Source organism: Paraburkholderia terricola (assembly GCF_003330825.1).
Taxonomy (GTDB): domain Bacteria; phylum Pseudomonadota; class Gammaproteobacteria; order Burkholderiales; family Burkholderiaceae; genus Paraburkholderia; species Paraburkholderia terricola.
In genome coordinates, this window is sequence record NZ_CP024942.1 from 1,675,088 (window position 1) to 1,690,052 (window position 14,965).

Sequence of the window (14,965 nt, forward strand, 5' to 3'; positions counted from 1 at the left end):
TGCCGGTCAACCGGCGGCCAACTGTCGGCCCGGCCGGTCGGCCGCGGGTGGGTAAGAGGCGTCGTGGTCGGTCGCGATGCCGAAGTAGTTATGCCAGGCGTCGCGCAGTCCTTCTTCCGTCACTTCGCGCGCCGCGCCCCGGTAGTGCGCCGCGGCGGAAAACAGATCGAGCAGGTCGCCGGGATAGCAGGCGAGGAACGGTCTGCCGCTCGGGAAGTGCAGGTTGTGCAACAGGTAATCGAATACGGCCTGGCTCGCGGTGAGTTCCAGCGCCGCGCAGCGGGCGTTGAAGACCGCGCGGTAGTCGTCGACCGATAACGGGCCGACGTACAGCTTCGAGCCGAGCCGGCGCAGGAAGGCGTCGTCGAATTCGCTCGGCGTGAGGTTGCTGGAGAACACCGGCCAGACGTCGAACGGCGCCATGAAGCGCGAGCCGGATTGCAGCGTGAATTGATCGACGCCACGATCGAGCGGCATCAGCCAGCGATTGAGCAGTTCATGCGGCGCGATGCGCTGGCGGCCGAGGTCGTCGACGATATAGAGCCCCATGCTCGCCTTCATGTGCGGCGGCGCCTGATAGAAACCGGCCGCGGCGTCGTAGCGCAGGTCGAGCCCCTCGAGCGTCAGTTCGCCGCCGGAGATCACCACCGGGCGGCGGCACATGCGCCAGCGCCGGTCGGCGGTCGACGCCGGCTCCTGCTCGGGCGCGTCGCGGTGCACGAGCGGGTCGTAAAGCTGAATGATTTCGCCGCCTACGAAGAGCGCGTAAGGAATCGGCACGTTGCCGCGCAACAGCAGGCCGAGCCGCTCCGCGAGAAAGGTCTTGCCGCTGCCCGCGAGGCCGTGCAGCAACAAGGGCCGTCCCGCATTGAGCGAGGCGGCGGCGGCGTCGAGCAGCGCCGGATCGATGACCACGTTGTGGAACGCGGCCCGCACCTCGGCTTGCGTGATGCGCAGCCAGCGCACCGAATGTTCGCGCACGCTTTGCACATAGCTTTCGAACACGACGGGTGCGGGGCCGCAATAGCGGCAGCGCGCCATGTCGTCCTGCGCGAGCGTGCGGCCGCTGTCCGTGAGACGAACCTGCACGTCCATGTCGGTCGCGCCGCGGTGCGTGATCTCCAGCAGATGCTCGCGCACGAGAAAGGCCAGCACTTCATCGAGCACGCCGATGGACAAACGGTGCCGCTCGGCGAGTTCGGCGAAGCTCGACTTGCCGTGCAGCAGCGCGGACTTGAGCACGAGGCGGCTCACGAATTCCAGAGGCAAGCCCGTTTCGGCCAGCGTGCGCGGCGCGCGCAGCGACACGGCGGATTCCTCCGCGCGACGCCCATGCGAGGGCGCCGGCTCGGGAAGGCGCGTCACCTGGGCAAGCGTCGCGCTTTCGATGTTGTGCTGGTTCATCGCTCTTTTCTCCAGCGCCGTTTGCCACTGGCGCTACAGGCTGTACCGCTGTTAGCTGCCTCGTATCGAAGGCAACCCCGGATTGCTCGGCTACGCAGCCGATGCGAACAACACACCTAATGTCCCGGCGGCAATGGCGACGCCGTAGGGCAGTGATCCAACCGATTCGACCTGCAGGTGCTCACGATTCCTCGCCCGTTGTGCGGGGCGCCACGCGCTCGTCGTCATGCACCAGAGATTCACGAGCAACTGCCGCATGCGGCCTTGACGCAAGGCGACCCACAGCGACCAGATTCCGCCGATGACGAACGTCGCCAGCGCGATGCGCACGGTCAGCGCCGGTCCGACCCAGGCGCCGATCGTCAGCAGCAGCTTGACGTCGCCGGCCGCCATGCCGCGCAGCAGATAGAACGGCAGCAGGACCGCGAAGCCGGTCAACGCGCCCATCAACCAGTCCGCGCCGCCCGCAAGCGGGCCTTGCAGCCAGAGCTGCACCACCAGCGCGGCGGCGAGGCCGAGCGCGATGATCCGGTTAGGTATGCGCCGGCTGGTGATGTCCGTGCTGGCGGTCACGATGGCCAGCGCGATCACGCATGCGGGAATGGGTTGGGGCGGCAGTAACATGACGTGTCCGGTCTCGTTCTTCTGCGTTCATGCGAGCGCCGCCGCGACCTTCGTCGCGATGCGCTGATAGAGATCGCTCACGGAGCTGCCCAGTGAAGCGACAGCGCCGAGGACCGTCACCGCGATCAGCGACGCGATCAACGCGTACTCGATCGAAGTCACGCCGCCTTCGTCTCGCAGAAGCTGCTTCACTACGTCGCTCCATGCATGCATGGCGATCTCCTGAATGGGTTCGTTGCCGGGTCCCGTTTGGCAACGGGCCCGCAACGATCTTAAGGAAGACGGGAGAGACGGAAAAACCGCTCACCCGTCAATCCCGTCTCTACAGTTCCGAGCCGATCGTGGTGAACACTGAGTCCAGCTTTTCGCCAACGGTCTTGACCGCACCGATGATGACGACCGCGATCAGCGCGGCGATAAGTCCGTATTCAATGGCGGTGACACCATCTTCGTCACGAACGAAACGCTTGGCTTGGGCGATGATGTTTTGCATGGCTAACTCCTTTGGATGGCAACAATAAGCCCTTGACCTGAACAGGCTGAGGGAAGGAACTACAAAGGAACTACAGGGCACTACGGAAAAAACCGGCGTCGAATCTAGACCTGACGTGTCGGTGCGCGCGCAAGAGCGTGCATACCGGTCGGGGCCGAGGATTCCTTGCGAGGAAACGGATAGGGGAGCGTGAGCGCGGCCATCGGCCTGGCGCACGGTCCGTGAAGATCACCTTCAGCGCGTTGGTGCGCGCCGCGGACGATCGATGCAATGGCAGCAGGGAACGTAGCGTTCGAGTCGCTGTTGCGACGGTGGGTCCGCCGCTTGGTTTGATGGTTCTTCATCTCGTGGTCCTCTGCTTCGTTGCTCGTTATCGGCTTCCGGTGTGAGCTGGAGCCCGCTAGTCAGTCGGCGACCACCCTCTGTTCGATTGCACGCGCTGTGATGTTCTTGCAGCAGCGCATGCGGACGAACTTCCCCGTGGCTGACTCCCGTCGCGGTTCAGGCTCTCGCTCGTCGCTGCTGCCTGAATCGCATCGGTCGTCACGTCGTCGACTTCCGCGCTTTCCCCTTTGCAAGCTCCAGGCCAGCGACCCCAAATGCCAGGAAAGACGGCGTTGACGCCGATTCGCCCGCGCTTCGGTTGCGTTCCTGAAGCACAGGTTGTCTCCGATCTGCGACGTTTTCGGGTGCCGGCCGGCCACGCTGAAAAACCCGCGGAGGCCCGCCAATCAAGGCGCTGCGCAAAATTTCTAGCGATTTACCCTGGGACGAGTTCAACGCCTCGGCGGTCGATATCGGGAGGTTTTCAATCGGCTTGCCAGCCCAAACCGTTGCATGCGTGAAACATGACCTCTTCGGCACGCTCGAAATCGCGTCGAATTTCCGCTTCGAGGGGTTGATTTCGGACCTGCCTCGGCTGGGGAGGAAAACGATGGGTTGAAAGTCTGAATATTTCCTACAACAATGAATCGACCGTAAGCGCGCGACGTTCACTTCGTTAGCTTAGGAATAGAAAGAAAAAACGAATCGACCGGATGAGTAGAAAAACATTCGGACCTCATGTGAGGCGGGGATCATGTACTTTGCAGATCGGGGACCACTCGATGCGGACCGTCGCATCCACGGCTGGCTGACTCGCGAGCGCGTGCTGCTGTACAGCTGCGCGATGCTCGTCGTGTGCGCCATCGTATTGGCGGCCTGGGCCTGGACCAGTCACGGCTTCATGGCGGATAACACTACGCGTCCGGGCATCGATTTTTCGGTGTTCTGGACCGCGTCGCACATGATGCTGAACGGCACGCCGGCCGCCGTCTACGACTATCCGACGTTTGCACGCGCCGAGTCGGCGCTATTCGGCGCATACGTCAATCACGGTTTTTTGCCGTGGCTCTATCCGCCGACGCTGCTGCTGCTCGTCGCACCGCTTGCCCTTTTGCCGTACGTCGTTTCCTATGTGCTGTTCATGGGCGTTTGCGCATGGCTTTTCGCAATCGGCACGCTCGGCGTGAGCGGCCTCGCCGCGCACTTCCATCGCCCGCGAATCGCGGCGCTCGTCGTGCTTGCCTATCCCGGTGTGTATATCGCGGCGGTCGTCGGACAAAACGCGCTGCTCACCGCCGCGCTGATGGCGTTCGCCGTTCGCTGGAATGAGAAGAATCCGGTACTGGCCGGCATTTGCATCGGCTTGCTCGCGATCAAGCCGCAATTGGCCGTGTTGTTCCCGATCGTGCTGATCGCGACGCGCGCCTGGAAGACGATGGGCGCAGCCGCGATCACCGCCGCCACGTTTGCGGGCGTCAGCGTCCTCGTGTGCGGCACGCAATCGCTCCACGCGTTCATGGCCAGCGCCAGCTTCGCGCGAGAGATGGTGCTGGAGAGCCGCATGCTGTACTGGTTCGCGTCTCCGACGCCGTTCGCCACGATGCGTCTCGCGGAAGCATCCATCGTCATGGCTTATGTCGTGCAAGGCGGCGTCGCGCTGATCGCTGCCGCAGCCACCTGTTACGTATGGCGGCGCACGCCCGACCTGCGCATGCGAGCCGCGGTAATCGCCGTGGCGACGATGCTCGCCAATCCCTACCTGTGGTTCTATGAACTGACGTGGCTCGGCGTCGCGCTCGCCTGCCTGGTGGTAAGCGGTCTGGAAAAGGGCTGGCGGCGCGGCGAGCAGACCATGCTGGTGATCGCGTGGCTGCTGCCGATCTACGAATACCTCAATCGCCTGACACTGCTGCCGCAAATCGGACCGATGGTGCTGCTGCTGGTGCTGCTCGTCATCGTGCGGCGCGCGCGGCTTGACACAGAGGTGACGGCATGAATCCGCACGCGTTCCGTCATGCGCCGTCGAAGTCACGGCCTTTGCCCGCATTGCAAATGGCGGGTCCGCGGCGGCGTCCGCATTGGCTCAATGCAAACCGGCTGCGGCTCTATCCGCTCGTCGTGTTCGCCTGCTTCGCATTGTTCGTTGCGATCTATCTGTTCCGCCTGAACACGCAGAGCGGGATCAGTCCGCTCATGGTGGACTTCCTGCCATTCTGGAGCGCGGCGGTCATGGCTCTGCAGGGGCATGCGGTCGACGCCTATAACGTGCACGCGCTTTCGCTGATCGAGATCGGCGCGATGCCGCATTTCGCGACGGTCGACGGCATCCTGCCGTGGCTGTACCCGCCCAATGCGCTGCTCATGATCGTTCCGCTCGCGCTGCTTCCTTATAAGCTGGCGGCGGTGGTGTGGCTCGGCGGCGCGTATCTGCTGTTCGTCAAGACGATTCGCACGATCTTGCCGGACCGGCAGGCCCTTCTGCCCGCGCTGTTCTTTCCGGGCGCGCTGTTCGTCATCACCGTCGGGCAAAACGGTTTGCTGACGGCCGCGCTCGCCGGATGCGGCCTCGTGTGGCTGCGTCGCCGCCCGGTCGCGGCGGGCATCTGCTTCGGCCTCTTGTGCATGAAGCCGCAACTGGTGGTGCTGTTCCCGCTGGCGCTGCTGTGCTCTCGTTCGTGGCGCGCGCTGGCCGCGATGGTGGTGACGGCGGGGGCCACACTCGGCTTCTCGCTGCTCGCATTCGGCACCGGCACGCTGGGCGCATTCCTGCATAACACGGGGATCGCCACCTACAGCATCGAATCGGCGCACGCGACGCTCGCCCGCATGCCGACCCTCTTCGCGCTCGCGACGCTGCTGCACGCGCCCGCGCTGCTCGCTTATGCGGCGCAGGGCGCGTGTGCGCTGCTCGCCGCGGCGGCGGTCTGCTACGCATGGGGACGCGAAAGCTCGCACGCGCTGCGCGCCGCCACGCTGGTCTGCGCGAGCCTGCTCGTGAGCCCCTATCTTTACGACTACGACCTCGCCTGGTATGGCGTGTTGATCGCGTGGTATTGCCGGCATGCGCTGGCCGAAGGCTGGCGGCGCGGCGAACGCGAATGGCTGGTGGTCCTGTGGATCGCGCCGCTTGCCGGCATGCTGATCGTCGCCATGGGGCCGTTCCAGTTCATGCCGTTGATCTCGCTGACCACGCTCGCGATGCTGGTCGGGCGCATCGCGGTCGAACGGCGCGCGGCGCCGGTCTTGCAAGCTTATGTGGACGAGTGAGGAACGAGTAACGGCTCATCCGCACGAGGCGTCAAATCAGAATTACGGGGAGGTCATCATGCTTGAACATAACAATATTCCATTGATTTCACTGGTGGTGCCGTTCTACAACGAAGGCGAGGCAGTCGGCCATTTCTTTAGCGAGATCGTTCCGGTGCTCGAAGGCATCGAATCGACGCGCTTCGAAATCGTCTGCATCAACGACGGCAGCAACGACGGCACGCTCGACAAACTCATCGCCGCCAGCGTGCGCGACCCGCGCATACGCGTGATCGACCTCACGCGCAACTTCGGCAAGGAGGCCGCGCTGACGGCCGGCATCGACGAAGCGTGGGGCGACGCGGTGATTCCCATCGACGCGGATTTGCAGGACCCGCCGAGCCTGATTCCGGTGATGATCGAACACTGGCGCGCAGGCGCGGAAGTGGTGGCCGCCAAGCGGGCCAACCGCGCATGCGACACCTTCGCGAAGCGCACCGCCGCCTCGATCTACTATCGCGTTCACAATGCGCTTTCCGAAGTGAAGCTGCCGGAAAACGTCGGCGATTTCCGTCTGATGGACCGCCAGGTGGTCAACGCGCTGCGCAATTTGCCGGAGCGGCGGCGCTTCATGAAGGGGCTCTTCGCATGGGTCGGCTATCGCACCGTGATCGTCGAGTATCAACGCGAACCGCGCAGCGCGGGCCGTTCGAAATTCTCCGGATGGCGCTTGTGGAATTTCGCGCTCGAAGGCATCACGAGTTTCAGCACCGTGCCGCTGCGCAGTTGGACCTATATCGGTCTCGCGATCGCGACCGTGGCTTTCGTGTACGGCGGGTTCATCATCGGCCGCACGCTGTGGCTCGGCAATCCCGTGCCGGGTTATGCGTCATTGCTTTCCGTGATGCTGTTCATGGGCGGCATCGAGTTGATCGGCATCGGCGTGGTCGGCGAATACATTGGCCGCATCTACTACGAGACGAAGGGGCGGCCGGTCTATCTCGTGCGCCGCCGCTATCAGGAGAACAGCAAGATCAGCACGCTGCCGGTCGGGCGCAACGGTTCGCGCGCGTCGAACATGGTACGGATCGACGCGGCACGCAAGCGCGTGCGCTTCGCGAGCCGCTGAACGGAGGCGCGAATCATGTCCCCCGACGCTTATCTTCAGATGGCCGAGACCGAGTCCGAACATTGGTGGTTTCGCGGCCGGCGCGACGTGTTGCGTTCGGTGTTGCGCCGCCTCGCGTTGCCGCCGCGTGCGCGCGTGCTCGAAGTGGGTTCGGGCACCGGCGGCAACCTCGACATGCTGGCCGAATTCGGCAGCGTGAGCGGAATGGAAATGGACGAAACGGCGCGCAGGCTGACCGCGCAAAGCACCGGCGCGCGTTTCGATATCCGCGCCGGGCGATGCCCCGACGATCTGCCGTTCCACGGCGAGCGCTTCGATCTGATCTGCTTTTTCGATTGCCTCGAACACATCGCCGACGACGTCGCTTCGCTCGAACGCATGCGGGACGTGCTGGCCGTGGGCGGAAAGGTCGTGGTGACGGTGCCGGCCTATCAATGGCTGTGGAGCGCGCACGACGTGCATCTCCATCACCATCGGCGCTACAGCCGGGCGACGCTGGCGGCGTGCGCCGCAAAAGCGGGGTATCGCATCGAGCGCATCACGTACTTCAACACGCTGCTGCTTCCGCTCGCGATTGCCGTGCGTTTTGTCGATCGCCTGTTCAGGCGCGGCGAGTCGAGCGGCGACTCGGTGCCGTCCAGTGCGGTGAACGCGCTGCTTTACCGGATCTTCCGCGCCGAGCGTCACTGGGTTTCACGCGGCGCATTGCCGTGCGGCGTGTCGCTGCTCGCCGTGCTGAGCGCGAAGTGACGCACAGGGTGAAGCACCCATGACGAAGCGCACGGAGTTGATACGGCTGATGCGCTTCGGCGTATGCGGACTCTCGGCGACAGGCCTGCATATCGCGATTGCCGTGGTGTTGATCTCGCGCGCCGGTGTCTCGCCGACGCTCGCCAACACGGTCGCGTTCGCCTGCGCGACCTGTTGGTCGTATCTGGTGAATACGCTGTGGAGCTTTTCGTCGTCGCTTCGCGTGCGCAACGTTTGGCGATTCATCGCCGTGTCGCTCGGCGGTGCCGCTTTGACCGGCCTTGTATCGACGCTCGCGCAAGTTGCGGGAGCGGGGCCGTGGATCGGGATTGCTCTCGTGGTTTGCGCGGTCACGCCGCTTTCCTTTCTCACGCACCGTCGCTGGACGTATCGCTAGCGCGCGGCGGCGCGCGCTTATCTCGTTGGTCTTCAGCGCCGGCTTCGCGCGGCGGGCATGCGGGATGCTCGCCTGCCAGCCAGGTGGAGGCGAGGCGCGGCCCCGGAACGATCGTATCCGTCATGATGCGGGCGAGCGGTGCGCGGGGGTGCCAGGCGGCTCGCCCTTTCCATCGCTAGACAGTGAGCCGCGCCATGACTTCGAGACCGCTGCAATTCGCGCACAAGCCAGGAGGCACACGCAATTTGCGGGGCGTCGCCCTAACGGCGCTCAAACGCTTTTCATCCGACCGCTGCACGACACTCGCCGCGAGCATCGGCTTCTATTCGGCTTTCTCGCTCGCGCCGACGCTGCTGATCGTGCTGACGGTGGCCGGCTGGTTTTTCGGCGAGTCGGCCGCAAGCGGCAGGCTGTTCGCACAAGTGCGCGACGTCATGGGCAAGGACGCGGCAATGGCGATGCAAACCATTGTCGAACATGCTCACCGCGCGAGCGGCGGCGGTCTCGCCGCGCTCGTGTCGACGGGGCTGCTGATCGTCGGCGCGTCGGCCACCTTCAGTTCGCTGAACACCGCATTGGATGTCGTTTTCTCAGCGCGACAGCGCTCGGGCATGGCGGGGCTCGCGCTGCTCGTGCGGGCGCGGCTCATCTCAGTGGGCCTGGTGCTCGGCGTCGGCTTCCTGCTGGTCGTCTCGCTCGTGCTCGATGCGGCGATCGCTTATGTCGGACATCGGATACTCGGTGACTCGCCGCTGGCCGTCGCGGCGCAGATCGCGCAGACCGTGTTCGGCTTGCTCGTGCTATGGGCCGCCTTCGCCGCGCTATTGCGCTGGCTTCCGGATACGCGCGTGCGGTGGACTCAGGCATTGAGCGGCGCGGCGGTGTCGGCGGTTCTCTTCACCGTGGGACGGCGGCTTTTCGGCATCTATCTGGCTTATGCGGGCACGGCGAACTCATTCGGCGCGGCGGGCTCGCTTGCGGTCTTGATGATGTGGCTTTACTTTTCGGCGGCCGTATTCCTGCTCGGCGCGGAGATAGCCGCCGCGATGGGCGAGCGCCGCGACCCTCGCGACGATCGACGGAATGCGAAAAAACCTCCCGGCAAGGTAACGGGCAGCGCTCACGAGTGACGGCCGGGTGCGCCGTCGCTCGCGCTGCATGGCGTCGGGCGGGAAACCCGGCATCGGCTAAACGTTGCTTGCATGACAGGCGATAGATCACGGCGTAACACGAATGAAACCCGCGATGCTCTGGCTACCATTGATCCTCTTAAGACCGACGCAGATAACGGTGGGTCTGATCTACGTCGCCGTCAAGATCGACATCATGCGGCGGATGGAGGACGGCGCGCGCAAGCGCTTCATGGAAAAGCACGCGATCAAATGCGCGCGCGCCGCGGACGGCTCCTTGCATATCGTCGATCATCATCATTGGGCGCGAGCCTGGCATGACTGCGGCATCGAGAAGGTTCCCGTCGAGATCGTGGCGCACTTGCCCACGGATTGCTCAAACGGCATCCGGGCCGCGCTCGCTGAAAGAAGCTGGCTGCATCCCTATGACGAATTCGGGCGGCGTCGCGACGCCAGCGAGCTTCCCGTCACGGTAGGACTGATGCGCGACGATCCGTATCAAAGTCTTGCGGCGTTGACGAGACGCGCCGGCGCCTATCGCAAAGCTCACGCGACGTGCAGCAGCTTCATCTGGACGGACTTCATCCGCGGCGCCGTGCAACTGGAGGGAAGCGACACCGTTGCTTTCACGAGCGCGCTTCTGGCCTCGATAAAAGCCGCGCGCAGCGATGCGGCGCGAGCGCTGCCGGGGTTCATCGGCAATCGCGATCAGTAGGGCTTCGTTGCGCGCTACCGCTTAACCCGCGCCTAACCCGCGCTCAACCGTTCTCATCGACCCATTCGATCGCCCAGCGCCGCGCGTATTCCATCGCATCGCGTTCCGAAGGAAACTGCCCCAGGTCGCCTGACCATTTCTGCTCGACCAGTTGCGTGCCGTCGGCGGAGCGGCGCAACAGTTTCGCGCGTGCGAAGTAGCGGCCGCCTTCGCTCAACGGCGTGGCGTCGATATGAAAATCCTTGTAGTCGAATTCCATCGCTTCCCCGCCGTGCTGTTGCGATACGTGTTGGCGCAGCAAACGTTGCGCCCGTCACGGCTCTTCACCGCTGACGCGTATCTTTTTCCACCGACTCGCGGCATCCGCGCTTCGCTCGGGGCATCGCACCGCCCGCGTCGCTGGCACACGCCATGCGCGTTTGCCGGCATGGGTGGCCTTCAGCAAGGAATCGGAATGCGAGTCGCACAGGTTTCGCCGTTGTACGAGCGCGTGCCGCCGCTGGCCTATGGCGGAACCGAGCGCGTGGTCGGCTGGCTGACCGACGGCCTCGTCGAACGCGGCCACGACGTGACGCTGTTCGCCAGCGGCGATTCGTCCACCGCTGCGCGCCTCGTGCCCGGCAGCGCGTGCGCCGTGCGGTTGATCGAGAACAGCGCCGACGCGCAGGCGTTTCACTTCGCGATGCTGGAAGAGGTGGTGCGGCGCTCCGCCGAGTTCGACATCGTGCATTTCCACACCGATTACCTCGGCTTCCCGTTCGCGCGCCGGCTGGTTTGCCCGAGCGTGACGACCTTGCACTGGCGCATGGACGTGCCCGGCCTGGCCGACCTGTACCGCCAATTCGCCGACATACCGCTGGTCTCCATCTCGAACGCGCAGCGCGCGCCGGTGCCGTGGGCGAACTGGCGCGCGACCATCGGTCATGGCTTGCCCGAGCGGCTGTATCGCTTTCGCGCCGAAGCGGGCGGCCATGTCGCATTCCTCGGCCGTATCGCGCCGGCCAAGCGGCCCGACCTGGCGATCGAGATTGCCGCGCGCGCCGGTGTGCCGATCGAGATCGCCGCGAAAATCGACAACGGCGACCGCGACTACTACGAGGAGCACATCGCACGCCTGTTCGACATGCCGCACGTGCGCTTTCGCGGCGAACTCGACGACGCGGGCAAGAGCGACTTGCTCGGCGGCGCGCGCGCGTTGCTGTTCCCGATCGATTGGCCCGAGCCGTTCGGTCTTGTGATGATCGAGGCGCTGGCATGCGGCACGCCGGTGATCGCGTTCGGCAACGGCTCGGTGACGGAAATCATCGAGGACGGCGTGACCGGCTTCATCGTCGATTCGGTCGAAGAAGCCGTCGCGGCGGTGAAGCGTGTCGGCATGTTGAGCCGCGTCCGTTGCCGCGAGGAATTCGAGCGGCGCTTCACGGTTCAGCGAATGGTCGACGCATACCTCGGCGTCTATGAAGAACTCCGCAACGCGCGCAGAGCCGGCGAGTCTCGCGGTACGCGCGAGGCGGACATGCCCGCGCCGATGCAAGCCGCTGCTGCGCCTAAGTGAGTCGAATGAGTGAGTCGAACGAGTGAACCGAATGAGCCAATCGAAGGAGGAAAGAGGATGCGATTTTTCGCCGTTGCGACCGACTACGACAACACGCTCGCTTCCAACGGCCGCGTCGGCGACGCGGCCTGGGCCGCGCTCGACCGGCTGCGGGCCTCGGGGCGGCAAGCCATTCTCGTCAGCGGACGGGAACTGGATGATCTTCTGACTATCTGTCCGCGGCTCGACGTGTTCTCGCGCGTCGTCGCGGAAAACGGCGGCGTACTGTACGACCCGTCGAGCGGCGAACGCCGCCTGCTCGCGCCCGCGCCGCCTCCGCGCTTCGCGGAAGAATTGCGCAAGCGCGGCCTGCGCGATTTCAGCGTCAGCGAAACGCTGGTTGCGATGATGCGGCCCAACGAACAAACCGCGCTCGCGGCCATTCGCGATCTCGGCCTCGAATTGCAGATCGTTTTCAACGGCGACGCGGTGATGATCGTTGCGCCCGGCGTCTCGAAGGCGAGCGGACTGCAAGCGGCGTTGAACGATCTCGCGCTGTCGCCGTTCAACGTGGTCGCGATCGGCGACGCCGAGAACGACCATGCACTACTCGCTGCGTGCGGTTTTCCGGTGGCCGTGGCGAACGCATTGCCGGCCTTGAAAGAACACGCGGTATGGGTCACGCGCCAGGCGGCCGGCGCGGGTGTCGCCGAGTTGGTCGACGCGCTCGTCGCCGACGATCTGCGCAGCCATGCGAGCCCCGCGATGCGCAATCAGGTGACGCTCGGCCAGCGCCGTGACACGCCCGACGAAGCGCCGCTCGGCTTCCCGGCGCACGGCACGATGGCGTTGCTGGTGGGCGAGTCGGGCTGCGGCAAGTCCACCGCGACCGCCGGCTTGCTCGAACGGTTGACCGCCGCCGGCTGCCAGTTGTGCATCGTCGATCCCGAGGGCGACTACGGCGGCGACGACAGCATCATCGCCGTGGGCGACGCGCACACCGCGCCGCCGCTCGACGAGGTATTGCAACTCTTGCGGCGGCCCAGCGTGCCGGTTGTCGCGGCCAATTTGCTGCGGGTGCCGCTGGATGAGCGGCCAGGCTTTTGCGCGGCCTTGCTGCTGCACATCCAGCAATTGCGTCTGCAAACGGGCCGCCCGCATTGGCTCGTGTTCGAGGAAGCGCATCATCTGTTTCCCGCGGACTGGGCGGGCGTCGCGCAGACGATTCCCGAGGCGCTCGAAACCGCGCTCGCGATCACGGTGTCGCCCGATCAGGTGTCGCCCGCGTTCCTGCGCCAGGTGAACACGGTGCTCGCGATGGGGCGCGACGCCCGCGCCGCATTGGCGCAATTCGCGGCGGCGGTCGGCCGTCCCGCGCCGACGTCCACGGCGTTGCCGTCCAAACCCGGCGAAGCGTTGTTGTGGCGCGTCGACGACGAGGCGCAGCCGCCTTGCGTCGTTTTGCTCGAGCCGGGCAACGAGCATCGCCGCAGACATCGCCGCAAGTATGCCGAGGGGATGCTGATTCCCGAGCGCAGCTTTTACTTTCGCGGCCCGCAAGGCGCGCTGAATCTGCGTGCGCACAATCTGATTCTGTTCCTCGAGATCGCCGAGGGTGTCGACCCGGCGACGTGGCAATTCCATCTGGAGCGCGGCGATTATTCCCGCTGGTTCGAGAACGAAATCGGCGATGCCGAATTGGCGCAGGAGGCGCGGCAGATCGAACGGGATCGTCACCTCAGCCCGGCGGAGAGCCTCGACTTGATTCGAGCCGCCGTGCAGGCGCGCTATACGCAGCCGGAAAATCCGTCGCTGCCGGCCATACTGTCCAGTTCGACGCAAACGGGACAGGCGGCGGGCGAATAGACAAACGCGCCGATAGATTTCAGCGTTCAGCGGCAAGCACATCGCCATGCGGGGAATGGATTTTGCAGCGCCTCGGCAATCTCATTGCCGGAGCCCGCCGATGACCAGTGAATCGAAGAAACCGCTCGAACAACGGCGCCGCCTCGGCGGATGGCTGCCCGATAAGGAAGCCGAACTCGTCGCGTTCAGGAAGGAACTCGCGCGGCGGGCGCGGCAACGCGCGGCCAGCGCGCCGCGCGCCCACGTGGTCGATGAACTGCGTGCGTTGATCGAAGGCGACACGGTGCTGCGAATGAATCTGAGCCGGGCGATCGACCAGGCGCAGTCGGCCGGCTACGAACTCGGCTATTCGACGATCGGCGAGCTGATCGACATCATCGACTACGTGACGACGTATGCGCCGCCCTTCAGCGAGTCGAGCCTGATTCACTGTCCGCTCAACGCGCTGCTCGACTGGCCGATGTGCATGCCCTCGGGGTATGCCGTGTTTCGCGACCCGGCGTTCAACGCGCGACTCAAGCGCGTTCTCAATGTGTGGTGCGGTTTCCTGAGCGGGCCGCATTCGAGAATGCATCTGAACGGCTCGCCGGATGGATGGTTCTGCGAGGAGGCGCAACAGCGGCTGGGCATCTCGCAGTTCCTGTGCGATCCGCACGAACCGCATTGGGGCTTCGCCTCATGGAACAGCTTTTTTACCCGCCAGTTCAAGCCCGGCGCGCGCCCGCTCGCCGAAGCGGCGGATAGCAAGATCATCGTGAGCGCCTGCGAGGCATCGCCGTATGAAGTGCGGCACGGCATCAGGTTCGAGGACAGTTTCTGGCTGAAGTCGCAGCCGTACTCGGTCAGGGAAATTCTCGAACGCAGCCCGCGCGAACTCGCCGAACGCTTCGTCGGCGGCTCGATCTATCAGGCTTTCCTCAGCGCATTCAACTATCACCGTTGGCATGCGCCCGTTGCCGGAACGATTCGTGAAGCGTACCAGGTGGATGGGACCTACTATTCGGACGCCGAGTCGGAAGGCGAGGACCCCGGCGGGCTGAACGATTCGCAGGGCTACACCACGGCGGTCGCCGCGCGCGCCGTGATCGTGATCGACTGCGACGATCCGGCGATCGGGCAGGTGGGCTGCGTTTTCGTCGGCATGGCCGAGGTGTCGTCGTGCATGATCGACGTGTTCCCAGGCCAGCACGTGAGCAAGGGCGAGGAACTGGGCTTCTTCCAGTATGGCGGCTCGACCTACTGCCTGATATTCGAACCGGACGTGATCCGCGGCTTCGTCGTGCAACCGCCTTTCGACGACGCGCAGCCGATCCGGGTCAACGCGCATCTCGCGACAGCGCGATAGCGCGATAG

The 14,965-nt window shown here is 64.8% G+C and carries 15 protein-coding genes; 10 read left to right on the forward strand and 5 right to left on the reverse strand.

Going from position 1 to position 14,965, the window contains the following annotated elements; translation table 11 throughout:
* Window positions 1-6 precede the first annotated feature (6 nt).
* The 4 genes from CUJ90_RS26100 to CUJ90_RS26115 form a co-directional block, all read right to left on the reverse strand.
* Window positions 7-1,404 carry an ATP-binding protein gene (locus CUJ90_RS26100; RefSeq protein WP_114164179.1) on the reverse strand — a complete coding sequence of 466 codons (1,398 nt, stop codon included), beginning with the start codon at window positions 1,402-1,404 and terminating at the stop codon, window positions 7-9.
* A gap of 90 nt (window positions 1,405-1,494) precedes the next feature.
* Window positions 1,495-2,028 (reverse strand): A24 family peptidase, encoded by a 534-nt coding sequence (locus CUJ90_RS26105; protein ID WP_073428876.1) that lies wholly within the window; start codon window positions 2,026-2,028, stop codon window positions 1,495-1,497.
* A gap of 27 nt (window positions 2,029-2,055) precedes the next feature.
* Window positions 2,056-2,241 (reverse strand): Flp family type IVb pilin, encoded by a 186-nt coding sequence (locus tag CUJ90_RS26110; protein ID WP_073428875.1) that lies wholly within the window; start codon window positions 2,239-2,241, stop codon window positions 2,056-2,058.
* A 109-nt stretch (window positions 2,242-2,350) separates the two neighbouring features.
* On the reverse strand, window positions 2,351-2,521 hold the full coding sequence (locus CUJ90_RS26115; RefSeq protein ID WP_114164180.1) for a Flp family type IVb pilin: 171 nt from the start codon (window positions 2,519-2,521) through the stop codon (window positions 2,351-2,353).
* 1,078 nt (window positions 2,522-3,599) lie between these two features.
* Here CUJ90_RS26115 and CUJ90_RS26120 point away from each other — a divergent pair.
* The 7 genes from CUJ90_RS26120 to CUJ90_RS26150 all read left to right on the forward strand — a co-directional run bounded on the left by CUJ90_RS26120 (window position 3,600) and on the right by CUJ90_RS26150 (window position 10,212).
* A complete protein-coding gene (locus tag CUJ90_RS26120; protein ID WP_073428873.1) occupies window positions 3,600-4,841 on the forward strand; it encodes a glycosyltransferase family 87 protein in 1,242 nt (413 codons plus the stop codon).
* A complete protein-coding gene (locus CUJ90_RS26125; RefSeq protein ID WP_073428872.1) occupies window positions 4,838-6,112 on the forward strand; it encodes a glycosyltransferase family 87 protein in 1,275 nt (424 codons plus the stop codon). The genes CUJ90_RS26120 and CUJ90_RS26125 overlap by 4 nt, the downstream gene beginning before the upstream one ends.
* Window positions 6,113-6,170: 58 nt before the next feature.
* Window positions 6,171-7,220 carry a glycosyltransferase gene (locus tag CUJ90_RS26130; protein ID WP_073428871.1) on the forward strand — a complete coding sequence of 350 codons (1,050 nt, stop codon included), beginning with the start codon at window positions 6,171-6,173 and terminating at the stop codon, window positions 7,218-7,220.
* Between the two features lie 15 nt (window positions 7,221-7,235).
* Complete coding sequence (locus tag CUJ90_RS26135; protein WP_114164181.1) at window positions 7,236-7,970, forward strand: class I SAM-dependent methyltransferase; 735 nt, start codon at window positions 7,236-7,238, stop codon at window positions 7,968-7,970.
* A gap of 19 nt (window positions 7,971-7,989) precedes the next feature.
* Window positions 7,990-8,367: a GtrA family protein gene (locus CUJ90_RS26140; RefSeq protein WP_073428869.1), complete on the forward strand. Its 378-nt coding sequence runs from the start codon at window positions 7,990-7,992 to the stop codon at window positions 8,365-8,367.
* A gap of 194 nt (window positions 8,368-8,561) precedes the next feature.
* Entirely contained in the window at window positions 8,562-9,497 is a 936-nt protein-coding gene (locus CUJ90_RS26145) for a YihY/virulence factor BrkB family protein (RefSeq protein ID WP_084561397.1), read from the forward strand.
* A 115-nt stretch (window positions 9,498-9,612) separates the two neighbouring features.
* On the forward strand, window positions 9,613-10,212 hold the full coding sequence (locus CUJ90_RS26150) for a ParB/Srx family N-terminal domain-containing protein (protein ID WP_176035741.1): 600 nt from the start codon (window positions 9,613-9,615) through the stop codon (window positions 10,210-10,212).
* A gap of 43 nt (window positions 10,213-10,255) precedes the next feature.
* On the opposite strand, the gene CUJ90_RS26155 is transcribed toward CUJ90_RS26150, so the two are convergent.
* Window positions 10,256-10,471 (reverse strand): HlyU family transcriptional regulator, encoded by a 216-nt coding sequence (locus CUJ90_RS26155; RefSeq protein ID WP_073428867.1) that lies wholly within the window; start codon window positions 10,469-10,471, stop codon window positions 10,256-10,258.
* A 195-nt stretch (window positions 10,472-10,666) separates the two neighbouring features.
* Between CUJ90_RS26155 and CUJ90_RS26160 the strand changes: the two genes are divergently transcribed.
* From CUJ90_RS26160 to CUJ90_RS26170, 3 genes are all read left to right on the forward strand, one after another.
* On the forward strand, window positions 10,667-11,767 hold the full coding sequence (locus CUJ90_RS26160) for a glycosyltransferase family 4 protein (protein WP_114164182.1): 1,101 nt from the start codon (window positions 10,667-10,669) through the stop codon (window positions 11,765-11,767).
* 57 nt (window positions 11,768-11,824) lie between these two features.
* Complete coding sequence (locus CUJ90_RS26165; RefSeq protein WP_114164183.1) at window positions 11,825-13,612, forward strand: HAD hydrolase family protein; 1,788 nt, start codon at window positions 11,825-11,827, stop codon at window positions 13,610-13,612.
* Window positions 13,613-13,712: 100 nt separating this feature from the next.
* Window positions 13,713-14,957, forward strand: coding sequence for a phosphatidylserine decarboxylase family protein (locus tag CUJ90_RS26170; RefSeq protein ID WP_073428864.1), 1,245 nt, complete (start codon window positions 13,713-13,715; stop codon window positions 14,955-14,957).
* Window positions 14,958-14,965 lie beyond the last annotated feature (8 nt).